The 20,634-nt window shown below is 63.2% G+C and carries 15 protein-coding genes; 9 read left to right on the forward strand and 6 right to left on the reverse strand.

Translation table 11 applies throughout. The annotated features are described in order from the left end of the window. Window positions 1–132 precede the first annotated feature (132 nt). Window positions 133–837 carry a tRNA (adenosine(37)-N6)-threonylcarbamoyltransferase complex dimerization subunit type 1 TsaB gene (tsaB, locus tag C6V82_RS00750; protein WP_180978289.1) on the forward strand — a complete coding sequence of 235 codons (705 nt, stop codon included), beginning with the start codon at window positions 133–135 and terminating at the stop codon, window positions 835–837. After that, entirely contained in the window at window positions 834–1,640 is an 807-nt protein-coding gene (locus C6V82_RS00755; protein ID WP_102588446.1) for a class I SAM-dependent methyltransferase, read from the forward strand. Before tsaB ends, C6V82_RS00755 begins: the two co-directional genes overlap by 4 nt. A 15-nt stretch (window positions 1,641–1,655) precedes the next feature. Here the strand turns inward: C6V82_RS00755 and plsB are convergent, their stop codons facing one another. Further along, window positions 1,656–4,124 carry a glycerol-3-phosphate 1-O-acyltransferase PlsB gene (gene plsB / locus C6V82_RS00760; RefSeq protein ID WP_102588469.1) on the reverse strand — a complete coding sequence of 823 codons (2,469 nt, stop codon included), beginning with the start codon at window positions 4,122–4,124 and terminating at the stop codon, window positions 1,656–1,658. Between the two features lie 125 nt (window positions 4,125–4,249). Here plsB and C6V82_RS00765 point away from each other — a divergent pair, with 125 nt between their 5' ends. Next, complete coding sequence (locus C6V82_RS00765; RefSeq protein ID WP_102588445.1) at window positions 4,250–5,371, forward strand: phospholipase D-like domain-containing protein; 1,122 nt, start codon at window positions 4,250–4,252, stop codon at window positions 5,369–5,371. 165 nt (window positions 5,372–5,536) lie between these two features. On the opposite strand, the gene C6V82_RS00770 is transcribed toward C6V82_RS00765, so the two are convergent. Further along, complete coding sequence (locus C6V82_RS00770; protein WP_102588444.1) at window positions 5,537–6,211, reverse strand: YecA/YgfB family protein; 675 nt, start codon at window positions 6,209–6,211, stop codon at window positions 5,537–5,539. A gap of 74 nt (window positions 6,212–6,285) precedes the next feature. Between C6V82_RS00770 and C6V82_RS00775 the strand changes: the two genes are divergently transcribed. The 3 genes from C6V82_RS00775 (at window position 6,286) to C6V82_RS00785 (ending at window position 9,899) form a co-directional block, all read left to right on the forward strand. Beyond that, on the forward strand, window positions 6,286–6,840 hold the full coding sequence (locus C6V82_RS00775) for a SprT family zinc-dependent metalloprotease (RefSeq protein WP_102588443.1): 555 nt from the start codon (window positions 6,286–6,288) through the stop codon (window positions 6,838–6,840). A gap of 163 nt (window positions 6,841–7,003) precedes the next feature. After that, on the forward strand, window positions 7,004–8,953 hold the full coding sequence (gene acs / locus C6V82_RS00780; RefSeq protein WP_102588442.1) for an acetate--CoA ligase: 1,950 nt from the start codon (window positions 7,004–7,006) through the stop codon (window positions 8,951–8,953). A gap of 283 nt (window positions 8,954–9,236) precedes the next feature. Continuing rightward, on the forward strand, window positions 9,237–9,899 hold the full coding sequence (locus C6V82_RS00785; RefSeq protein WP_102588441.1) for a LuxR C-terminal-related transcriptional regulator: 663 nt from the start codon (window positions 9,237–9,239) through the stop codon (window positions 9,897–9,899). Here C6V82_RS00785 and C6V82_RS00790 read toward each other — a convergent pair. The 4 genes from C6V82_RS00790 to C6V82_RS00805 all read right to left on the reverse strand — a co-directional run bounded on the left by C6V82_RS00790 (window position 9,896) and on the right by C6V82_RS00805 (window position 16,582). Next, window positions 9,896–13,843, reverse strand: coding sequence for a hybrid sensor histidine kinase/response regulator (locus C6V82_RS00790; protein WP_102588440.1), 3,948 nt, complete (start codon window positions 13,841–13,843; stop codon window positions 9,896–9,898). The two genes, C6V82_RS00785 and C6V82_RS00790, sit on opposite strands and share 4 nt — an antisense overlap. A gap of 64 nt (window positions 13,844–13,907) precedes the next feature. After that, window positions 13,908–14,423 (reverse strand): hypothetical protein, encoded by a 516-nt coding sequence (locus C6V82_RS00795; RefSeq protein WP_102588439.1) that lies wholly within the window; start codon window positions 14,421–14,423, stop codon window positions 13,908–13,910. Between the two features lie 95 nt (window positions 14,424–14,518). After that, complete coding sequence (locus C6V82_RS00800) at window positions 14,519–16,315, reverse strand: sodium:solute symporter family protein (protein WP_102588438.1); 1,797 nt, start codon at window positions 16,313–16,315, stop codon at window positions 14,519–14,521. Window positions 16,316–16,321: 6 nt separating this feature from the next. Further along, window positions 16,322–16,582, reverse strand: a complete 261-nt coding sequence (locus C6V82_RS00805; RefSeq protein ID WP_102588437.1) for a DUF4212 domain-containing protein — start codon at window positions 16,580–16,582, stop codon at window positions 16,322–16,324. Window positions 16,583–17,100: 518 nt separating this feature from the next. On the opposite strand from C6V82_RS00805, the gene C6V82_RS00810 reads away from it, so the two are divergent. From C6V82_RS00810 to ttcA, 3 genes are all read left to right on the forward strand, one after another. Then, window positions 17,101–18,921: a putative nucleotidyltransferase substrate binding domain-containing protein gene (locus tag C6V82_RS00810; protein WP_102588436.1), complete on the forward strand. Its 1,821-nt coding sequence runs from the start codon at window positions 17,101–17,103 to the stop codon at window positions 18,919–18,921. A gap of 48 nt (window positions 18,922–18,969) precedes the next feature. After that, the gene (locus tag C6V82_RS00815; RefSeq protein ID WP_102588435.1) at window positions 18,970–19,596 is read left to right on the forward strand and encodes a 3'-5' exonuclease; all 627 of its coding nucleotides are present in this window, start codon (window positions 18,970–18,972) and stop codon (window positions 19,594–19,596) included. A 98-nt stretch (window positions 19,597–19,694) separates the two neighbouring features. Beyond that, entirely contained in the window at window positions 19,695–20,615 is a 921-nt protein-coding gene (gene ttcA / locus C6V82_RS00820) for a tRNA 2-thiocytidine(32) synthetase TtcA (protein ID WP_102588434.1), read from the forward strand. Window positions 20,616–20,634: the final 19 nt, after the last annotated feature.

Below are 20,634 nucleotides of genomic sequence, written 5' to 3' on the forward strand. Positions count from 1 at the left end.
GGATCAGCCCCGATCCTGAAGCGATGGGTAATGCCGCATTCGGCCCTATGATGGCCCGCACCCGCGGGCCATCGTCGTTCTGGCCTATGATCCGTATAATGGCCAGCTGATTTCCTGTGAAGGGCGTTGCCCATGTCGACTCTTCTGGCCCTGGATGCCTCCTCGAGCGCCTGCTCCGCCGCGCTGTTGCGCCGTCGTCCAGGTGCCGACGATGAACTGCTCTCGCGCTTCGAGATGGCGCCGCGTGCGCATACCCGCCGCTTGATGCCGATGGTGGACGAGGTGCTTGCCGAAGCCGGTATCACCCCCCAGGCGCTGGACGCGGTTGCCTATGGACGCGGCCCTGGCTCCTTCACCGGCCTGCGCATTGCCGCCGGTGCCGCCCAGGGACTCGCCTATGGCCTGGACCGGCCGCTGATCGGTGTCTCGACCCTGGCCGCCCTGGCCCTCGGGGCTCACCGCCGCCATCATTTCCGTTACCTGGTCACCGCGCTGGATGCCCGCATGGGCGAGATCTACGTGGCCACCTGGCAGTGCCGTGACGGGATGCCCGAGGCGCTCAGCGACGAGGCGGTCATGCCACCCGAGCGCCTGAGATTGCCGGCAGAGCACGAAGACCACGACTGGGTCGGCGTCGGCTCGGGCTGGACGCTGTGGGATGCGATGCCCACCGAGGTGAAGGCTGCGCTGGGCCAGCACTTGCCCGATATGGAGGCCGATGCCGCTGATATGGTGTTGCTCGCCGCCAGGGAATTCGGTGCCGGTGGAGGCCTTCCGGCCGATCAAGTGCAGCCCGTTTACTTGCGCGACCAGGTGGCGTGGAAGAAGGCTCGATGAGTGACTCCCCACCTGTGATTGCCTCACCGGGTAGGTTGGAGGATAAGTCACCGGCCGTGCCGGTGACGGTCCGCGGTGAAGCGCTGCGGGGGCTTGCCGACCGGCTCGGCTTGCCCTTTGGCGGGGCATCCGAACTGGCTCTGGAAATGCGTGATGGCTGCCTGACGCTGGGTGGCGACCCTCAGGTGTTTGGTCATCCTCTGGCGGTGGATTTCGCCGCCGGCCGCGCCGCACATCGGCGTCGCTATGGTGGCGGGCGAGGTCAACTGGTGGCGCGCGCCTGCGGCCTTGGCAAGGGGGTGACGCCGTCGGTGGTGGATGCCACGGCGGGGCTCGGGCGGGATGCCTTCGTACTGGCGGGCCTGGGGGCCGAGGTGTTGTTGGTCGAGCGCGTCGCGGCGATCATGGCGCTGCTGGAAGATGGCGTGGCCCGCGCCCTGGCCGACCCTCAGACCGGTGAGATCGCCGCCCGGATGCACCTGGCCCATGGCGATGCCAGCCGTGACCTGGACGCGTTGGTGGCGGCGTCAGGCGTGGCCCCCCAGGTAATTCATCTCGATCCGATGTTTCCCCACCGCGACAAGTCAGCGCTGGTCAAGAAGGAGATGCGGCTGTTTCGCCTGCTGGCCGGCGACGATGCCGATGCCCCCCGGCTGCTCGAGGCGGCATTGGACGTGGCCAGCCATCGGGTGGTGGTCAAGCGTCCGCGCAAGGCGCCGCCCATTGATGGCCCGCCGCCGCGGCATGTCATCGAGGGCAAGACCAGTCGCTATGATCTCTATGTGCATCGCGCCTTGAGTTGAGTGTCCCCCGACGCCTCATGCCGATGGTTGCCGCGTGATCAGCTGCAGGCGATGGCGCAGCGCCGGGTCGAACAACCGGTGAGAGCGCTGGGCGGCGTCGCGCAGGGATTCGCCGTAGCAAAGCTGCTGTTGCTCTCGCCACAGCCAGCCTTGTGCTTCGAGGCTCTCCACCAGGCTCGCGAACAGTTGGGTATCGAAGAACTCGGGAGCATCGAGGCCGGACAGCAACGCCAGGCGTTCGGCCAACCGACGGCTCTGGTCGGCCAACTGCTCGGCACTGAGCTGGCCAGGCGGAGACGCCAGCAGCACCGACAGCAGCAGGTAACCACGCTCCAGCGAAGGCTGCATCAACTGACCCAGCAGGTCGAGACACTCTCCCGCTTCCAGCGAATGCTCGATACGCTGCCAGCGCTCACCGTCGCTGGCGATTAGCCCATATTCCCCCAGCAGGGCCAGGGTGTCGCCGAGTGCTGCGTCGAGTGCCGCCGGTGGCTCGACGGTGAGCTCCCGGGCCAGAATCGGCCAGCCGGGCGCCAGCAAATCGGTAAGTTCTTGCAGGGTATGGCATTGCTGGTGGCGAAAGGCGAATGCCGCGAGCCCCGCCAGGGCGAAAAGGTGCAGCACGTTGTTGCGGTACCAGCCCAGCAGGCCGGCCTGTTCGGCATTGGCCAGTATCAGGTCGCCGAGTGGATGCGGGCGCCGCTCGACCATGCCCAGCGCCTCGACCTGCTCGATCCATGACTCGGGGTTGCCCTCCGGCAGGCTGGCGTATTGTCCACCCGGCTGATGGCGTTGCAGCTCGGCAAGCAGTTCCAGCTGGCGCGAAAGCAGGCTCCGTTCGATGGCGTGATGTGGGGTGGCCAGCAGCACCAGGGCAACCAGATTGACCGGGTTGAGCGCTGCGGCGGCATTGGTGCGACGGCCGAGCTCCGCGCCCAGCCGCGGTATCAGCGGTGTCAGCCAGGCGGGGCGTGGCTCGCCACTGGGCTTTCGCCACTGCGGTGCGTGTTCATCGAGCCATGAGCCCAGCAACAACGGCTCGCCGATATTGACCGCCACCTGGCCGAACGGCTGGCGCAGCTTGCCGAGCACGCGCAGCAGCGCCAACGGGCTCTCCTTGCGTTTTCTGGCACCGCGCAATTCGCGTTGATAACTGGCGTTCTCGATGATGCGTTCATAACCAATGTAGACCGGCACGAAGGCCAGCGGCCGGTGGCTGCCGGTGGCCGCGCTGCGCAGGAAGGAGCGCAGTGTCATCAGCAGCATGCCGGGGCGTGCCGGTAGCATGCGCCCGCTGCGCGAGCGACCCCCTTCGATGAAGTACTCGAGCGGATGGCCACGTGAGATCAGCCGGTGCAGGTACTCGTTGAAGACGGCGCCATACAGGCGGTTGTCGCGAAAGCTGCGGCGCAGGAAGAAGGCGCCGCCGCGCCTAAGCAGCGGCCCGATGATTGGCATGTCGAGGTTGCGCCCAGCCGCCACATGGGGTGGCATCAGCCCGTCCCGATAGAGTACGTATGAGAGCAGCAGATAGTCGATGTGGCTGCGATGGCAGGGCACATAGACCAGCGTGTGGTCGCCGGCCAGCGCCTTTACCCGCTCGATGCCACGCACCTCGACCCCAGCATAGAGCCGATTCCACAGCCGGCGCAGCAGGCCGTCCATGAAACGCAGCACCGGGTAGGTCATGTTGGAGGCGATCTCGCGGCCGTAACGACGCGCGCGACCTTCGAGGCGCTGGCGAGAGATCGGCCGGCCACGCTGGTCCTCGGCGACCAATTCGTCGATGACCCGACGGACCTCGGGGCTTTTCGCCACCCCTTCGATCAGGGTACGGCGGTGTGACAGGTCGGGGCCGAGCACCTGGGTACGCTTGCGACGAAAATGCACGCGCAGCAGGCGTGCCGCCTTGCGATTGGTCAGGCTGGGGTCGCGCTCATCGAGCAAGGCGCCGAGGGTCAGTGGCGCGCCGAAGTGGACCTCGACACTCTTGGCATTGACCAGCACCGACAGGGCTCGCCGCAGCCGGCCGGTCAATTGCCAGCTGTCGGCGGCAAGTAACCTCCAGAAGCCGAATGGCTTGCCCGGGGCCCGTCCCCAGAACACGCTGACCGGCACCAGTTGCACCTCGTAAGCCGGATCCGACATGCGTTGTTCGATCAGCGGCTGGAAGGGGGCTTGTGCGCGTTGGCCACGCCGCCAGAGGCGCCGACGAGAGACCGGCAGCGAAACACACGCCGGCAACTCGACCCGGCCGATCCGGCGTCGCCCCGCGGCACTTGGGAGGCCCTGCTCCCGGGTCAGAGACGCCAGCAGCAGGGCATCGCTCAAGGCGGGACGTGGCAACACGTAGAGCACCGGAAGCTCGGGATCCAGATCAAGCGTCGTGGGCTCGGGCTCGATCAACCGGGGGGCGACCCAGGCGCGAATCAGCCTGGCGGTAAAGACGCGCCAGGGTGTGGTCAGAAAGGTCAGATTGGCCATCGAATCGCCCCGGCGTTGAGTGGCAAAGCCCATGAGTGGGCCAGTATAGTCATTGCGGTGGGGTGGGTCAGGTGCTCGAGCACTGTCAGCGCGGACGCGACTTGCAAGCAAACAGGGATGCAGCCATGCACGGCATGTGGAGAGACGGTAACCAGTTCGAACTGCTGCCCGAGTCGGCACGTTTTCTGCCGACCATGTTCCAGGCGCTCGAACAGGCACGCGATTCGGTATTGATCGAGCTCTACCTGATGGAGTCTGGCAAGCTTGCCACGGCGATGGTGGATGCGCTGGTGCGTGCCGTGGAACGCGGTGTGACGGTACTGCTGCTGCTCGATGGCTACGGTGCCATGGGCCTTGCCAGCGACGACCGCGAGCGCCTGGAGGAGGGCGGTGTGGCATTGCGCTTCTTCAATCCCCTGGGCTTCCATTCGCTGGCCCGCAACCTGAGTCGTGACCACCGCAAGCTGGTTGTGGTGGATGGACGCCTGGCCTTCACCGGCGGATTCGGGGCGGTGGATGAGTTTCTCGACGCCTGGTACGAAGTGGCGGTACGCATCGAGGGGCCGGTGGTTGCCGATTGGGTACGGTTGTTCTGCCGATTGTGGGATTCCCCGCTGACCCGCGGCAGTGGTGCGGCGTCGCTGGTGCACGGGCTGGGGCTCGACGTGGCTCCCCGCCAGGGATATCACGGCATGCGTGGGCGCGTGGTGTGGGGCCAGGGGTATCGCTATCAGGCGATTCGCCATTCGCTGCAGCGGCAGGTGGCCATGGCGCGTCAGCGTATCTGGATCTGCACCCCCTATTTCGTGCCGACCATCAGCCTGCGCATTCGCCTGGCGCGTGCCGCGCGGCGTGGTGTCGACGTGCGCCTGCTGTTGCCCGGCGAGCTGCATGACCACCCGGGGATTCGCTATGCCGGGCAGCGATTCTATGGTCGTCTGCTGCGTGCGGGCGTGCGCATCTACGAGTTCCAGCCGACCTTCATCCACGCCAAGTTCACCTTGGCAGATGACTGGGTGAGCCTTGGCTCCTGCAACTTTGACCACTGGAGCCTGCAGTGGAATCTGGAAGCCAACCAGGAAGTGGCGGATCATCGCTTCGCCGAGGACGTCGCCGGGCTCTTCGAGCGCAACTTCGCCACCAGCCAGGAGATCGACCCGGCGCAATGGGCGCGGCGACCCCGCTGGCAACGTCTCAAGGAGTGGCTGTTCGGTACCCTGGACGGTTGGCTTACCAGATTGCGCTAGCTGCAGGCCGAGCGGCGCAGGGGACAGCCCGTAGCGGACATCTTTTTCAGGGACGAAAAAGTTAGCGCCCAGGGAGGGGTTCACAGCGTGTCCGCTTAAGGTCTGTCGCCGTCGAGCCGCGGGCCAAGGGCTTCTAGCTTTCCGCTATGGGCTGCCCGCAGGTACCTAGCGTTTGCGGTTGCCCTTTCCGCCTCCAGGGCCCCGCCCAGCCGGTTGCTTGCGGCGTGGCTTCGGCTTGGGTGCCTCCGGTGGTACTCGGTAATGCAGGTAGAGGTCGAGCACCAGTTCCGGCAACTGGCCCACCAGGGTGTCCAGGCGCGAGGTGTTGGCGGTGAACTCGGCCATGTCCGGCTCATCGTCGAAGAGCCCGGAGAGTGCCATGAAGGGTAGCAAAAGCGTTGCCGTGGCCTCTTCGTCCTCCTCGAACCATGCCGCTTCGTCAAGAAAGACGCCTTCCATGAAGCCGGCGCACCAGTCGCCGATCGGTGTCTCTTCCGGTGCCATGCTGTCCAGGGTCAACTCGAAGGGAAGTTCCGGCAGCAGGCCCTGCTCGAGGGCGGCGATGGCATTACGGCGCAACTGCTCCAGCAGCCCGAGTATCTGTTCCCGCTCGGCGTCATCTGAGAACACGGGCTCGCCCTGAAACAATTCGGCGATCCACGCTGCGGGTTCGACATCGCGCGGGGCGACGGCCAGCGCCACCAGGTAGCCGTGGGCGCTGATCAGGTCGAGGGCATCTTCGCCGACCCGCTCGGAATCCAGGAAGTCATCCAACAGGTCGAGGTCCTCGTCATCGAGTAAAGGCTCGGGCTGCGGGCGCGCTGGCGGTGTATCGGACATCACGGGGTCTCTGTGACGGTGTCTTTGGATGGCGGGGTTTACGGCCGCCGGTCGAAGGGCCATTCTACCACCCCATGAACCGTCCGGCGCTGCCTACTCCCGATTCCGACACCCTGGCGTCACTCGATCGCCAGGCGTTGTATGCGACCCTGCATGCGCGGGTCGAGGCCGCCTGGCGGCTATGCCGGGAGGTTCATCCTCAGTTGCCGAGGCCCGAGGTGTGGTGTGACCTGCGTGGCAAGGGTGCCGGACAAGCGCACTTTGGGCGTGGCGGGTTGCGCTTCAATCCGGTGCTGTTCGAGGAGAACCGCCTGGCCTTTCTGGTCGAGGTGGTGCCCCACGAAATGGCCCACTGGCTGGTGCATCACCTCAAGGATGGTCACCTGGCACGGGCGCATGGCCATGAATGGCAGACCGTGATGCGCCGGTTGTTCGGTCTCGAGCCCCTCACCACGCACCGTTTCGATACCGGCCGGGCAAGCCCTGCTCCGCACCGTTATGCCTGTGGTTGTCGCGAGCATGACTTCACCCCGCGCCGCCATGCCCTGGCCCGCCGGGGGCGGGCGTATCGCTGCCGCCATTGCGCTGAGACCTTGGTCTATCAAGGCCGGGTCGTGTTTGAAAGCTGATCATAAGTCATTGTTATGAAAATAAAAAGCGCTCATACCAATGTCTAAAGGGAAGTCGGCTTCGGCGAGGTTATGCTGAGCGCACTATTTGCTGGCGCCGATCGTATTTTTTTCGATCGGCTTCACTCACCGACGGGGCCACCCCCAGGACAGAGGCAATTCCATGAGCGATCAGCACAACGTACATCCCGTGCGCGACGATTTCGCCGCCAAGGCCTGGGCCGACAAGGCCAAGTACCAGGCCATGTACCAGCAGTCGGTGGACGACCCGAATGCGTTCTGGGCCGAGCAGGCCAAGCGCGTCGACTGGTTCAAGGCGCCGACCAAGATCAAGCACACCAGTTTCGACTCGCACAATGTGGATATTCGCTGGTTCGAGGACGGTACCCTCAACGCCAGCGTCAACTGTCTTGACCGCCACCTGGAGAAGCGTGGTGACCAGACCGCGATCATCTGGGAAGGCGACGACCCCAATGATTCCAAGCATGTCAGTTACCGCGAGCTGCACGCTCAGACTTGCCAGCTTGCCAATGCGCTCAAGGAACTGGGCATCGGCAAGGGCGATGTGGTCACGCTCTACATGCCGATGATCGTCGAAGCCGCCGTGGCCATGCTTGCCTGCGCACGCATCGGCGCGGTGCACTCGGTGGTATTCGGAGGCTTCTCCCCGGACGCGCTTGCTCAGCGAGTGATCGGTGCCGACTCGAAGCTCGTGATCACCGCCGATGAATCCGTGCGTGGTGGCAAGCAGGTGCCGCTCAAGGACAACGTCGATGCCGCCTTGACCCGCAAGGGCACCGAGGTGTGCGAGAAGGTGCTGGTGGTCAAGCGCACCGGTGGTGAGATCGAGTGGAATGATGCTCGCGATGTCTGGTATCACGAATGCGTCGACAAGCAGTCCACCGAGTGCCAGGCGGTCGAGATGAATGCCGAGGATCCGCTGTTCATCCTCTATACCTCCGGCTCCACCGGTGCCCCCAAGGGGCTCAAGCATACCACCGGCGGCTACCTCGTTTACGCGAGCCTGACCCACCAGTACGTGTTCGACTATCAGGATGGCGAGGTCTACTGGTGCACCGCCGATGTCGGCTGGGTCACCGGCCACAGCTATATCGTCTATGGGCCGCTGGCCAATGGCGCCACCACCTTGATGTTCGAGGGGGTGCCGAGTTACCCGACTCATGGTCGCATGGGGGAGATCGTCGACAAGCACGACGTCAGCATTCTGTATACCGCGCCGACCGCGATTCGTGCGCTGATGGCCCATGGCGATGCGGTCATGGATTCCAGCAAGCGCGACAGCCTGCGTCTGCTCGGCTCGGTGGGCGAGCCCATCAACCCCGAAGCGTGGGAATGGTTCTACCGCGTGATCGGTAATTCCAACTGCCCGATCGTCGACACCTGGTGGCAAACCGAAACCGGCGGGATCATGATCACTCCGCTGCCCGGCGCCACCGACTTGAAGCCTGGTTCCGCCACCTTGCCGTTCTTCGGCGTGCAGCCGGCGCTATTCGACAGCGAGGGCAAGGAGCTCCAGGGCGCGGTGGATGGCAACCTGGTGCTCACCGACTCCTGGCCGGGGCAGGCGCGCTCCATCTGGGGCGACCATGAACGCTTCGTGCAGACCTATTTCTCGACCTACCAGGGGGTCTACTTCACCGGTGATGGCTGCCGGCGTGACGAGGATGGCTATTACTGGATCACCGGCCGCGTCGATGATGTGCTCAACGTGTCCGGGCACCGCATGGGCACCGCCGAGATCGAGTCGTCGCTGGTGGCTCACGAATCGGTGGCCGAAGCCGCCGTGGTGGGCTTCCCACACGACATAAAGGGCCAGGGGATTTATATCTATGTGACCCTGACCGATGGTGTGGAGCCCAGCGACGAGCTCAAGAAGGAACTGACCCAGTGGGTGCGCAAGGACATCGGTCCGATCGCTTCGCCGGATGTCATCCAGTGGGCGCCGGGCCTTCCCAAGACCCGCTCGGGCAAGATCATGCGCCGTATCCTGCGCAAGATCGCCGCCAACGAGTGCGATGGCCTGGGTGACACCAGCACCCTGGCCGACCCGTCGGTGGTCGACGAGCTGATCGAGCACCGCGTCAATCGGTGATGCATCCCGGGGGGCGCTACCCCCGGGTTTGCCTTGCAAATCCCCAAGGCCCGGCGTCGACCGGGCCGTGCAACAGGCCGGCCCAGGTGCCGGCCTCTGCGTGTAGGTGGCTGGGCGATCCAGGTATTCGCGGTGCTGTGCCAGGCGTGGCGTCGGCGGCGAGTGTCACAAGCGCTGTGATGTGCTTGGGAATCGCCGATGCCATGGGGTAACATGCCTTCACAATATAGATGTGTTCAGCGTGGCGGCGATTGGCGCTACTCGAGGAACCGGAGGAAGATCCATGGCGTTTGCCCAGAAATTCATCGTTGCCGATGACCATCCGCTGTTCCGTGCAGCCTTGACCCAGGCGCTGCGACAACTGGCGCCCCAGGCCGAGATCGTCGAGTCCGATACCATGGAGGCCACCGCCGAGGTGGTGACGCGTCACCCTGATGCTGACCTGATCCTGCTTGACCTGCACATGCCGGGCGCCCATGGTTTCTCCGGCCTGATTCAACTGCGTGGCCAGACCCCGGATATTCCCGTCGCGGTGGTCTCCGGCAGCGACGAACCCCATGTGGTGCGCCGTGCCATTGATTACGGCGCCTCGGGATTCATTCCCAAGTCCTCGTCACTGCAGTTGATCGCCGAGGCTGTCGGCGAGATTCTCGATGGTGAGGTGTGGTTGCCGGCGGAACTTGCCGAGGTGATGGGCGAGGCCGACGAGGAAGAGACCAAGTTCGCCGAAGCCATTGCCTCGTTGACCCCGCAGCAGTTTCGGGTGCTCAACATGCTCACCGAAGGCCTGCTCAACAAGCAGATCGCCTACGAGCTGAATGTCTCCGAGGCGACCATCAAGGCACACGTCACCGCGATTCTTCGCAAGCTCGGCGTACATTCGCGCACCCAGGCGGTGATCGCCGCCCAGAAGCTCGAGGTCGAGCCGCCGAAGGTGGAGTCCTAGGGGGTCGACGCCCGGCTGGCCTGTAGAGTGCGAGTCAGTAGCGCGCGAAGGGCGGCAGGCCGAACGGGTTTCAGCAGCAACTGGTAGCCGGCTCGCTTGACCTCTTCGGCGACTTCTTCGGTGCGGTCGGCGGTGATCACGATGCCAGGCACTGCACCGTTCAGTCGTTCGGCCAGCGCGTCTAGCGCCATCAGGCCGGTGACTTCGTTGTCCAGGTGGTAGTCGGCGAGTATCGCGTCGGGGTCGCCGTCGAGGTGGCGCATCACCGACTTCGCGCCGCCGATGGTAGTCGCGGTGAACACTTCGCAGCCCCAGCCCGACAACATCGCTTTCATGCCTTCCAGTATCAGTGTCTCATTGTCGATGCACAGGATACGCGTCCCCGAGAGCTTGTTGCCGACGCGTCGCGGCGATGCGGCATCCTCGGCCTGCTGCGCCTCACTACGCGCCTCTACTACTGGCACGCAAACCGAGAACATGGTGCCATGACCCTCCCGTGAGCGAACCTGGATCGGGTGGTCCAGCACTCGGCTCATGCGGTCGGCAATCGAAAGCCCGAGCCCCAATCCCTTCTCGCTCTCCTTGTGTCGCGAGGCCTGATCGAGGCGGCGGAACTCCTGGAAGATTTCCGCCTGCTTGGATTCGGGAATGCCCGGGCCGCTGTCCCAGACCTCGATGGTCAAGCGCGCTCCCTGACGCCGACAGCCCAACAGCACGCGGCCCTCCTGGGTGTAGCGAATGGCGTTGGAGAGGAAGTTCTGGACGATTCTTCGCAGCATCTGGGCATCACTATCGACCCAGGCGCGGGTCGGCACCACGACGAGGTCCAGGCCACGCTCTTCGGCCATCACCTCGAACTCGGCACGCAACGGACGGAAGATGTCAGCCAGCGCGAAGTGGCTGCGCCGGGGTGTCAGGGCGCCGGCATCCAGCTTGGAGATGTCGAGCAGCGTGCCCAGAAGCTCCTCTGCGGCCTGCAGTGAGTTATCGATATGGCCGATGGTGCGTTTCATGTCGCGTGCTTCCATCTCTTGCGACAAGGCCGAGGTGAACAGTCGCGCGGCATTGAGTGGCTGCAGCAGGTCATGGCTGGCGGCGGCCAGGAAACGGGTCTTGGAGGCGTTGGCATCCTCGGCCAATTGCTTGGCCTGGCGCAGTGCCAGTTCCGCCTCGGCGCGCACACGGTTTTCCTGGCGTAGCGCGGCGTTGGCTTCGGAGAGCGCCTGGGTACGCTCGCGCACGCGCTCCTCGAGGGTCTCATTGGTCTCCTTCAATGCCACTTCCGCCAGGCGGCGCTCGGTGATGTCCTGATAGAGCGCGAAGAAACCGAGGATAGAACCGCTGTCACCGAAGTGCGGGGTATAGGTCACCAGCATGTAGCGCCGCCCTTCGGGCAGCGTCAACGACACTTCGAAGCTGACTCGTTCACCGTCCAGAGCGCGGGCGATCCAGGGTTCGCGCTCGCGCGCCATCTCCTCCGAGATCACTTGTTCCACGCGCTTGCCGATCACCGCGTTGCGATCGATGCCGAAGGCCTGTTCATAGGCGCGGTTGGTGAAGAGGTAGCGGCACTCCTTGTCGAAGTAGGCGATCAGCGCCGGCACGTTGTCGGTATAGATGCGGATATTGTTCTCGGAGCGGATCAGCGCTTCTTCGATTCGCTTCTGCTGGGTGATGTCCTGGTAGGTGTAGACGAAGCCGCCACCCGGCATCGGGTTGCCCTGCACTTCAAGCACGCTGCCGTCCTGGCGGTAGCGTACATAGCGATGCGGCTGGCCCTCGCGGATGTTGTCGAGCAGCAGCTGGACATGCTCCTCGGGGTCTCCCGGACCGTACTCGCCGTTGTGGGCGTTGTAGCGGAAGATCCGGTCGATGGGGGCGCCGACCCGGATCAGATGGTCAGGGAAGCGGAACAGCTCCAGGTAGCGCTGGTTCCAGACCACCAGGCGCAGGTTCTGGTCGACCACGCTGATGCCCTGATTGATGTTCTCGATGGTGGCCTGCAGCAGCGCGCGGTTGAATTCGAGGACCTGGGAAGCCTCGTCGACGATCGAGATGACATCCGATATGCCGATGCCGCGTCCCTGCAGTGCCGAGTTGACGACGATCCGCGCCGAGGAGGCCCCCAGCACCGAGGCCAGGAAGCGCTCGGTGAACTGGATCACATCGATGGAAGCGCGGGTGCCGTCCTCGAGCGTCGTACCGTTGCGTCGGGCGTAGTCATCGAAGGCGCGATTGACCTGCTGGGCACCCAGGAAACGCTCGCACAATACCTTGAGATCGCCCACCGTGGTGGCGCCGGTCCAGGGGCGGTTTACCGAGGTCTGGCGAGTTTCGACGCTATCGACGAACAGCGAAGCCTGGATGCGTTCCACCACGCGTTGCGAGGTGACCTGGGAGACGAAGATGTAGCAGAAAAGATTGACCCCGAGCGACAGCATGACCCCGTGGGTGAAACCGTCGCCGACATTGAGACCGAACAGCGAGGTGGGAGCCAGCCAGGCGAGCCCCAATGGGCCACCATCGAGCCAGTCGGTGGGCAGCACGCCGGCACCGATCATCGAAGGCATCAGCAGGCTGTAGGCCCAGATCGCGAACCCGGCGTTCATGCCGACGATCACCCCCAGCCGGTTGCCGCGTTTCCAGTAGAGCCCACCGATCAGTGCCGGGGCAAACTGGGCAGCGGCGGCGAATGACAGCATGCCGATGGAGGCAAGCGACGTGAACTCGCCGATCAACTGGTAGAAGCCATAGGCCATGGCCAGCACCGCGGCGATGGTGATGCGCCTCGCGCGCAGCACCAGCCGGCCGTAGTCGCGGGCCTTGGTGTCAAACCAGCGCAGTCTGAACAGGGCCGGGATGACGATCTCGTTGGAGATCATGATCGATACCGCGACGGCGGCCACGATCACCATGCCGGTGGCCGCCGAGAAACCGCCGATGAAGGTCAGCAGGGTCAGCCATTCGTTGCCCGCCGCCATGGGCAGGGCCAGCACATAGGTGTCAGGCTCGACACCCGTCCCGGCGAACAGGGTAAGGCCGGCGGCGGCCAGCGGTATGACGAAGAAGGCGAAGGCGAGCAGGTAGAGCGGAAACAGCCAGCGTGCCTTGGTGGCGTCGTCACGGTGGGTATTTTCGACCACCGCGACATGGAACTGTCGGGGCAGGCACAGTATCGCCAGCATGGCAAGCAAGGTCTGCGCCCAGAAGCTCTGGCCAAAGTCCTGCTGGGCCAGTTGACGCTGCAGTTCCAGCTGGACTTCGGCCCGCGCGAGCAGATCGCCAAGTCCATCGAACATGCCCCAGGTGACGTAGGCGCCGAGCAGCAGGAAGGCCAGTAACTTGACCAACGACTCGAAGGCCACGGCGTGGATCAGTCCCTCGTGGTGCTCGGTCGCGTCGGTGTGCCGGGTGCCGAACAGGATGGCGAAGGCGGCCATTACCATGGCGACATAGAAGGCGGTATCGCCGAACAGTGGCGTGCGGGTGATGTCCGAGGCGTCAGTCAGTACGCTGAACGATGTGGAGACGGCTTTCAGCTGCAGGGCGATATAGGGCAAGGTACCGATCAGCGCGACCAGGCTTGCGAACGCCGCCAGTGACTGAGTCTTGCCGTAGCGCGAGGCAATGAAATCGGCGATGGAGGTGACATTCTGGTGCTTGGCGACGCGAATCATCTTGGCCAGCACCGGCCAGAACAGCAGGAAGGTTAGGATCGGTCCCACGTAGATGCTGGCGAAGGACCAGCCGGCGGTGGCGGCCTGGCCCACCGCGCCGTAGAAGGTCCAGGATGTGCAGTAGATGGCCAGCGCCAGGCTGTAGACCACCGGACGTCGCCGACTGGCGCCATGGCGGCGGGCGTGCCGATCGCCACGCCAGGCGATACCGAACAGCACGGCAATGTACGCAAGCGAGATGGCAACCAGCAACCAACCAGAAAACATGAGCTTCCTCCCACGGTGTGGGCGCCCATTCTAGGGCAATGGTGCCGCCGTGGGCAGGTGGCGATCAGGCTTCCCGGCAGATGGCACGGTAGAGGGGGGCCTGATCGCCCAGGCGGCGCATCTCGTCCAGGCGCGGCTCGCGCCCCTCGCCCTCCAGTGGCAGGACCTCCCGGCTAGCGCAATTCATCAGCCATGTCTGGTGGCTGACCCGGTCCTGGAGCTGCTTCTCGAAACGGTACAGCAGGAACTCGACCCGCCGCTCGCCGTCCTCCTCTCGTACCGACATGCTCTGTTCATCGACCACACTGAAGCCGGTCGTCATGGGGTGGAGGTAGGTCCAGGGGCGCCAGAACATGGCATCCTGCTCCACCTCGACCACGTGGGCGGTAGCGGGCAATTGCTGCAGCTTGTGATCGAACCACGCGTATTCATAGTGAATCTGGTAGCCCAGCATGCCAAGGCCCGCGAAGGCCGGGATGATCCAGCGGGGAAGGCGCTTGCCGCTGAGCAGGCGCAGCAGCATGCCGATACCCGCAGCGCCGAGACCGGCGAAGATGGCTGCAATCAGGTGCCAAATCATAACTCGACCTTGTCAACGAAATCGGGCTTCCCATGGGAAGCCCGATCGGGTGAGATTCCGCGGCCAGGTCGGGCCTGGCCGCGTGCCATTATGGCTTAGTGGCTGACGGCACCGCCAGCGCCTTTCGGGTAGCGGACACTTTCGACGAGGTCCTGAATCTCCTGGGGCGGCTCTTCGGTGGCATTGGATACCAGGTAGGCAACCGCGAAGTTGAACATCGCACCAATCGCACCGAAGGACAGCGGCGAGATGCCGAGTATCCAGTTGTCCGGTGTATTGGGCAGCATGTTGGTCTCGGGTACGAAGAACCAACCCAGGTACGTGAAGATGTACAGCAGGGTGGTCAGCAGACCCGCCAGCATGCCGGCGACCGCGCCCTTGTTGTTCACTCGCTTGGAGAAGATCCCCATCATCAGCGCCGGGAACAGCGAGGCGCCGGCGATCCCGAAGGCGAGTGCCACGGTCTGGGCGGCAAAGCCCGGAGGGTTGAGCCCAAGGTAGGTCGCCAGCAGGATGGCCCCCCCCATGGATATCCGCGCGGCAAGCATTTCGCCCTTCTCGGTGATATTGGGGTTGATCATTGTCTTGATCAGGTCATGACTGATCGCCGACGAGATCGCAAGCAACAGGCCTGCCGCAGTGGACAATGCCGCGGCGATACCCCCGGCGGCAATCAGGCCGATGACCCAGCCGGGCAAGTTGGCGATTTCCGGATTGGCGAGTACCAGGATATCGTTGTTGACCGTCAATTCGCTGCCTTCCCAGCCACGCGATTCGGCGGTTTCGGCGAAGTCCGCGTTGCCATCGTTGTAGAACTGGATGCGGCCATCGTTATTGGCATCGTTGAAGGTGATCAACCCGGTTTCTTCCCAGGTACGCACCCATTCAGGTCGATCCTCATAGAGAATCGGGTTGCTGGCGGCCTCTTCGTAGTTTTCCACCTGGCCGGACATTTCCGGGTAGACGGTGGTCATCAGGTTGAGGCGAGCCATGGAGCCCACCGCCGGCGCGGTCAGGTACAGCAGCGCGATGAACACCAGAGCCCAGCCCGCTGACCAGCGTGCGTCGGCCACCTTCGGCACGGTGAAGAAGCGGATGATGACGTGGGGCAAGCCCGCGGTGCCGATCATCAGCGACAGGGTGAACAGCACCATGTTCAGCTTGTTGTCGACATCGGCGGTGTAATCCCTGAAGCCCAGCGCGTTGACGACATCATCGAGTTTCTGAAGCAGCGGCACACCGGATTCTGTATGGGTGCTGAACATGCCGAACATCGGAATGGGGTTGCCGGTCAGCTGCATGGCGATGAACACGGCGGGAATGGTGTAGGCGATGATCAGCACGATGTACTGGGCGACCTGGGTGTAGGTGATGCCCTTCATGCCACCGAATACCGCGTAGAGGAACACGATGAAGGCCGCGATCCAGATCCCCCAGGTGTTGCTGACCTCGAGGAATCGCGAGAAGGCAACGCCGGCACCGGTCATCTGGCCGATGACGTACGTCACCGAAGCGACGATCAGGCAGATCACCGCGACCAGCCGGGCGGCCCTGCTGTAGAAACGATCACCGATGAAGTCAGGCACCGTGAACTTGCCGAACTTGCGTAGATACGGCGCCAGCAGCATGGCCAGGATCACGTAGCCGCCGGTCCAACCCATCAGGAAGGTCGAGTTGGCATAACCTCCGGAGGCCAGCAGGCCGGCCATGGAAATAAACGAGGCGGCGGACATCCAGTCGGCAGCCGTGGCCATGCCATTGGTGATGGGGTGTACGCCACCCCCGGCGACATAGAAGTCCTTGGTCGACCCTGCGCGGGCCCAGATCGCGATACCTATATAAAGGGCGAATGAAGCGCCCACGAACAGCAGGTTGATAGCGAATTGACTCATGCTGGCTTACTCCCCCAGGCCGAACTTTTCATCCAGCTTGTTCATCTTCCAGGCGTAGAAGAAGATCAAGCAGATGAAGGTCAGGATGGAACCCTGCTGAGCGAACCAGAACCCCAGGTCGGTTCCCCCCACGGGAATGCCGGCCAGCAGAGGCCGGAACAATATGGCGCAGCCATAGGACACGAATGCCCAGACAATCAGGCACCCCGTGATCAGGCGGACGTTCGCCTTCCAGTAAGCTTCGGCATTGGATTTATCTTCTGCCATGGTCTTGCTCTCCACTTGTTATTGAGAGGTGGGGCTTAGTGTCGCGAGTTTGATGGATTTTCAGGGCAATCGCCCGTCGGCTGCATGCGTAGTTGTTGATGCTGGTCGATTGCCACGCCAATAGGTAGACGTGCGATTGCCCTGCATGTCGCACCGAGAATTCTGGTCAATGAGGTCGAAAAATAAATCCCAGACTTTGGTATCATGAGAATAAATCGATTAATAGTGCTTTAGACTAATCCTTTATTTTCAGTGGTTTATTTTATTTTTCCCGATGCGATGTCAGCCCGTTCCATTAGTGGATAGGACGTTGGTATAGCGTGTTATGGCATTGCCGGACATAGACGTTTGTCTAGGCTTTCATGTGTCGATTGTCGTTAGTTGGACAATAGTCTAACGCACCAATGGATGGGACGATTGTCTAGCTATTATATGAAATGAGCCGTTTGCTATTCTGCAATGATCATTCATGTCATGGCTGCTTTTGCAATGTCCATGACGCTAGCCTGGGTAGCCGCATGGTCGATGTCGATCTGTCTCACCCCCCCTTCACGCTTCTCGATGACGAGGGACGCCAGCGAGTACGTCATGGTATCGACCTTGGCTACTACGATCATGACGAGATCATTCTCGAAACCGGCCAGCCAGGCGAATTCGTGTTTCTCATTCACAAGGGCGAGGTTGCCGAACTCGACACCACCCAGCCGGCCGCGCGTCAACGCATTGGCCACTACACCGCTGGCGATCTGTTCGGGGCCATCAGCATTCTCAATGGCAAGAGCCGCTACCGATTCCGCGCCGAGCAGGAGAGCCTCTGCTACCTGTTGCCCAAGTCGCTGTTCCTCGCGTTGTGCGAGAGCTACCCGGCGTTTGCCGAATTCTTCCGCCAGTCGCTGGCCCACAAGACCCGGCTGTTGACCGAGCAGCGTGCCGAAGGCGGCGTCACCATGGCGGGTTTCATGCTGGCGCGGGTCGACGAATGCATGCGCGAACCTTTGCTGGTGCCAGCCGCCACTACCATTGCCGGGGCCGTGGCATATATCAATGAACGGCATGCGGACAGCCTGTTGGTTGAGGGCGCTGCTGGGCCGGGAATGGTGACCAAGACCGATCTGCTCAATGCCCTGGTGGTCGAGCGGCAGGGAGTCGAAAGCGAGCTTGATGGCATCGCGCATCGCGAACTGGTGACCGTTGCCCCCGGGCAGTACCTTTTCGAGGCGCTGGTGATGATGACCCGCCACAAGGTCGAGCGGGTGGTGGTCATCGAGCGGGGCAAGCCCGTTGGGGTGGTGGAACTCACCGATGTGCTGAGTTACTTCTCCAGCCGCAGCTACGTGGTCAGTCTGCAGGTGGAGCAGGCCAATGACCTCGAGGCACTGGCCGTTGCCAGCAAGCGCACGCCTGAGTTGGTGCGCGCGCTGATGGCGCAGGGTGTCAAGCTGCGCTTCGCCATGGGCCTGCTGGCGGCGCTGAATGGGCGAATCATCAACAAGGCCTGGACATTCACCATCGATGAGCGTTACCACCAGCACAGCTGCCTGATGGTGATGGGCAGTGAAGGTCGCGGTGAACAGATCCTCAAGACCGATCAGGACAATGGGTTGATCCTCGAAGACGACCTGGCCTGGCCGGAGTGCGCCGAGCACATGCAGCGCCTGACCGACACACTGATCGATCTCGGTTACCCGCCGTGCCCTGGCAATATCATGGTGTCCAACCCCGAGTGGGTGGGTACGGAATCCCAGTGGCGGGGGCGAATTGCCGGCTGGGCCAGCGCGCGTGACGGTGACAGCCTGATGAAGCTTGCCATCATGCTCGATGCCCATGCGGTTGCCGGCAATCCGGCACTGCTCGACCGCATCCGCGATGAACTCTTCGAGCGCTGCTCGCGTGACGAGATTCTGCTTTCCTACCTGGCGCGTGCGGTGCTGAGTTTTTCCACCCCGCTGACGCTGTTCGGTTCGCTGAAAAAGCCCCAGCACGGCATCGATATCAAGAAGGGTGGCATCTTCCCCATCGTGCATGGTGTGCGCGCCATGGCGCTAGAACGTGGTATCCGCGTGACCTCGACCCTCGAGCGCCTCGATGCCCTGGCGGCCGACGGTCGGCTCGAGGCGCGTTTCGCCGAAGATCTTGGCGAGGCACTGTCATTGTTCACCGAGTTGCGCCTGAGGCAGCAACTCACGCGTCTCGAGGGGAACGAGTCGACCCGGCATCCCGACCGGGTGGTGGTGCAGGAGCTCTCGTCGCTTGAGCGCGACCTGCTGCGCGAAGCGCTGCACATCGTCAAGGATTTCAAGCAGCGGCTCTCGCACCGCTTTCATCTGGAGTATTCATGAGGCTAGGCCATCAGCCTCGGGATGACGATTGCACATGGAGACAGTGACATGATCAGGGCCTTGCGGCGTGCCGCCGACCGACGACGTCAGGCCAACGGGCACTATGCCTGGTTGTTCCATCCGTATACGGGTGACGAGATGGTGGTCATTGATACCGAGACCACCGGGCTCGATACCCGAAACGCCGAACTGGTGTCGCTCGCCGCCGTCAAGCTGCGCCATGATCGGGTGCTGACCAGCGAATCGCTCGATCTGCGCCTGGCCCGCCCGGCCAGCCTCACCGGAGATTCGATTCGCATCCATGGCTTGCGCGGTATCGACCTGGCGGATGGGGAGGGGATCGATGCCGCCCTTGGCCGGTTCATCGACTTCGTCGGCAACCGGCCGTTGGTCGGTTGGCACCTGGATTTCGACCTGGCGATCATCAACCGCGAATTGCGTCCGCGATTCGGCTTCGCGTTGCCCAATGCCACCATCGACGTGGCGCAGAGTTACCAGCGTCTACTGCGCCGTCGTCATCCCGAGGTCGACCCTGTCCTGTGCTTCGAGTCGGTCGCCGAGGCACTCGGGGTGCCGGTAATGGGGCGCAACACGGCGCTGGGTGACGCGGTGACCACAGCACTGATGCACCTGCGGCTGACACGTGGCGTCCTGCTGGCCAGGCGCCCTTCGTGATGCCCGGGCAAGTGGGATACGGGGTCGTCGCCTCGCGGCGGTGGCAATGGTAGAATTTGCCCCCTTACATTTCTGTCCGCTCAGGCAGCGCCGTGACCATGCAAGATGCCGTGACCTTCGACCCTGACGTCGATGCCCTTGAAACCCAAGCCCTTGAAACCGACGCCAGCGAGTCCGAGGCTCTGCTGGATGCCAAGGCCAAGCGTGAATTCAACAAGCTGCAGAAGCGGCTACGGCGCCAGGTGGGCAAGGCAATCATCGATTACGGGATGATCAATGAGGGGGATCGGGTGATGGTCTGCCTGTCGGGTGGCAAGGACAGCTACACCATGCTCGAGATCCTGCGCAGCCTGCAGCGCAATGCGCCTGTCGATTTCTCGTTGGTGGCGGTCAATCTCGACCAGAAGCAGCCTGGCTTTCCAGAGCACGTGTTGCCGGAATACCTCGAGCGCATCGGCGTCGAGTATCACATCCTCGAGCGTGACACCTATTCGGTGGTGATGGAAAAGACGCCGGAAGGCAAGACCACCTGCGCGCTTTGCTCGCGACTGCGGCGCGGCTCGTTGTATGGCTTCGCCGAGCAGATCGGTGCCACCAAGGTGGCGCTTGGGCACCATCGCGAGGATATCCTGGAGACGCTGTTTCTCAACATGTTCTTCGGTGGCAGCCTCAAGGCCATGCCGCCGAAACTGCTCTCCGACGACGGCAAGAATATCCTCATCCGCCCGCTGGCCTACTGCCGCGAAGCCGATATCGCCGAGTTCTCTCGGCTGATGGACTTCCCGATCATTCCCTGCAACCTGTGCGGTTCACAGCCCAACCTGCAGCGGCAGGTGGTCAAGGAGATGCTCGTCGAGTGGGACAAGAAGTTCCCCGGGCGGCTTGAAAACATGTTCAAGGCGGTCACCAACGTGGCCCCGTCGCAACTTGCCGACCGCGAGTTGTTCGACTTCGTGGGCCTCGAGGAGAAGCAGGCCCGGCAGCGCGCCGCGCGGATCGATATCCAGCAGGAGCGCTGAGTCACTGGACAATCGCCCC

It is taken from the genome of Halomonas urumqiensis, assembly GCF_003028575.1.
Taxonomy (GTDB): Bacteria; Pseudomonadota; Gammaproteobacteria; order Pseudomonadales; family Halomonadaceae; genus Halomonas; species Halomonas urumqiensis.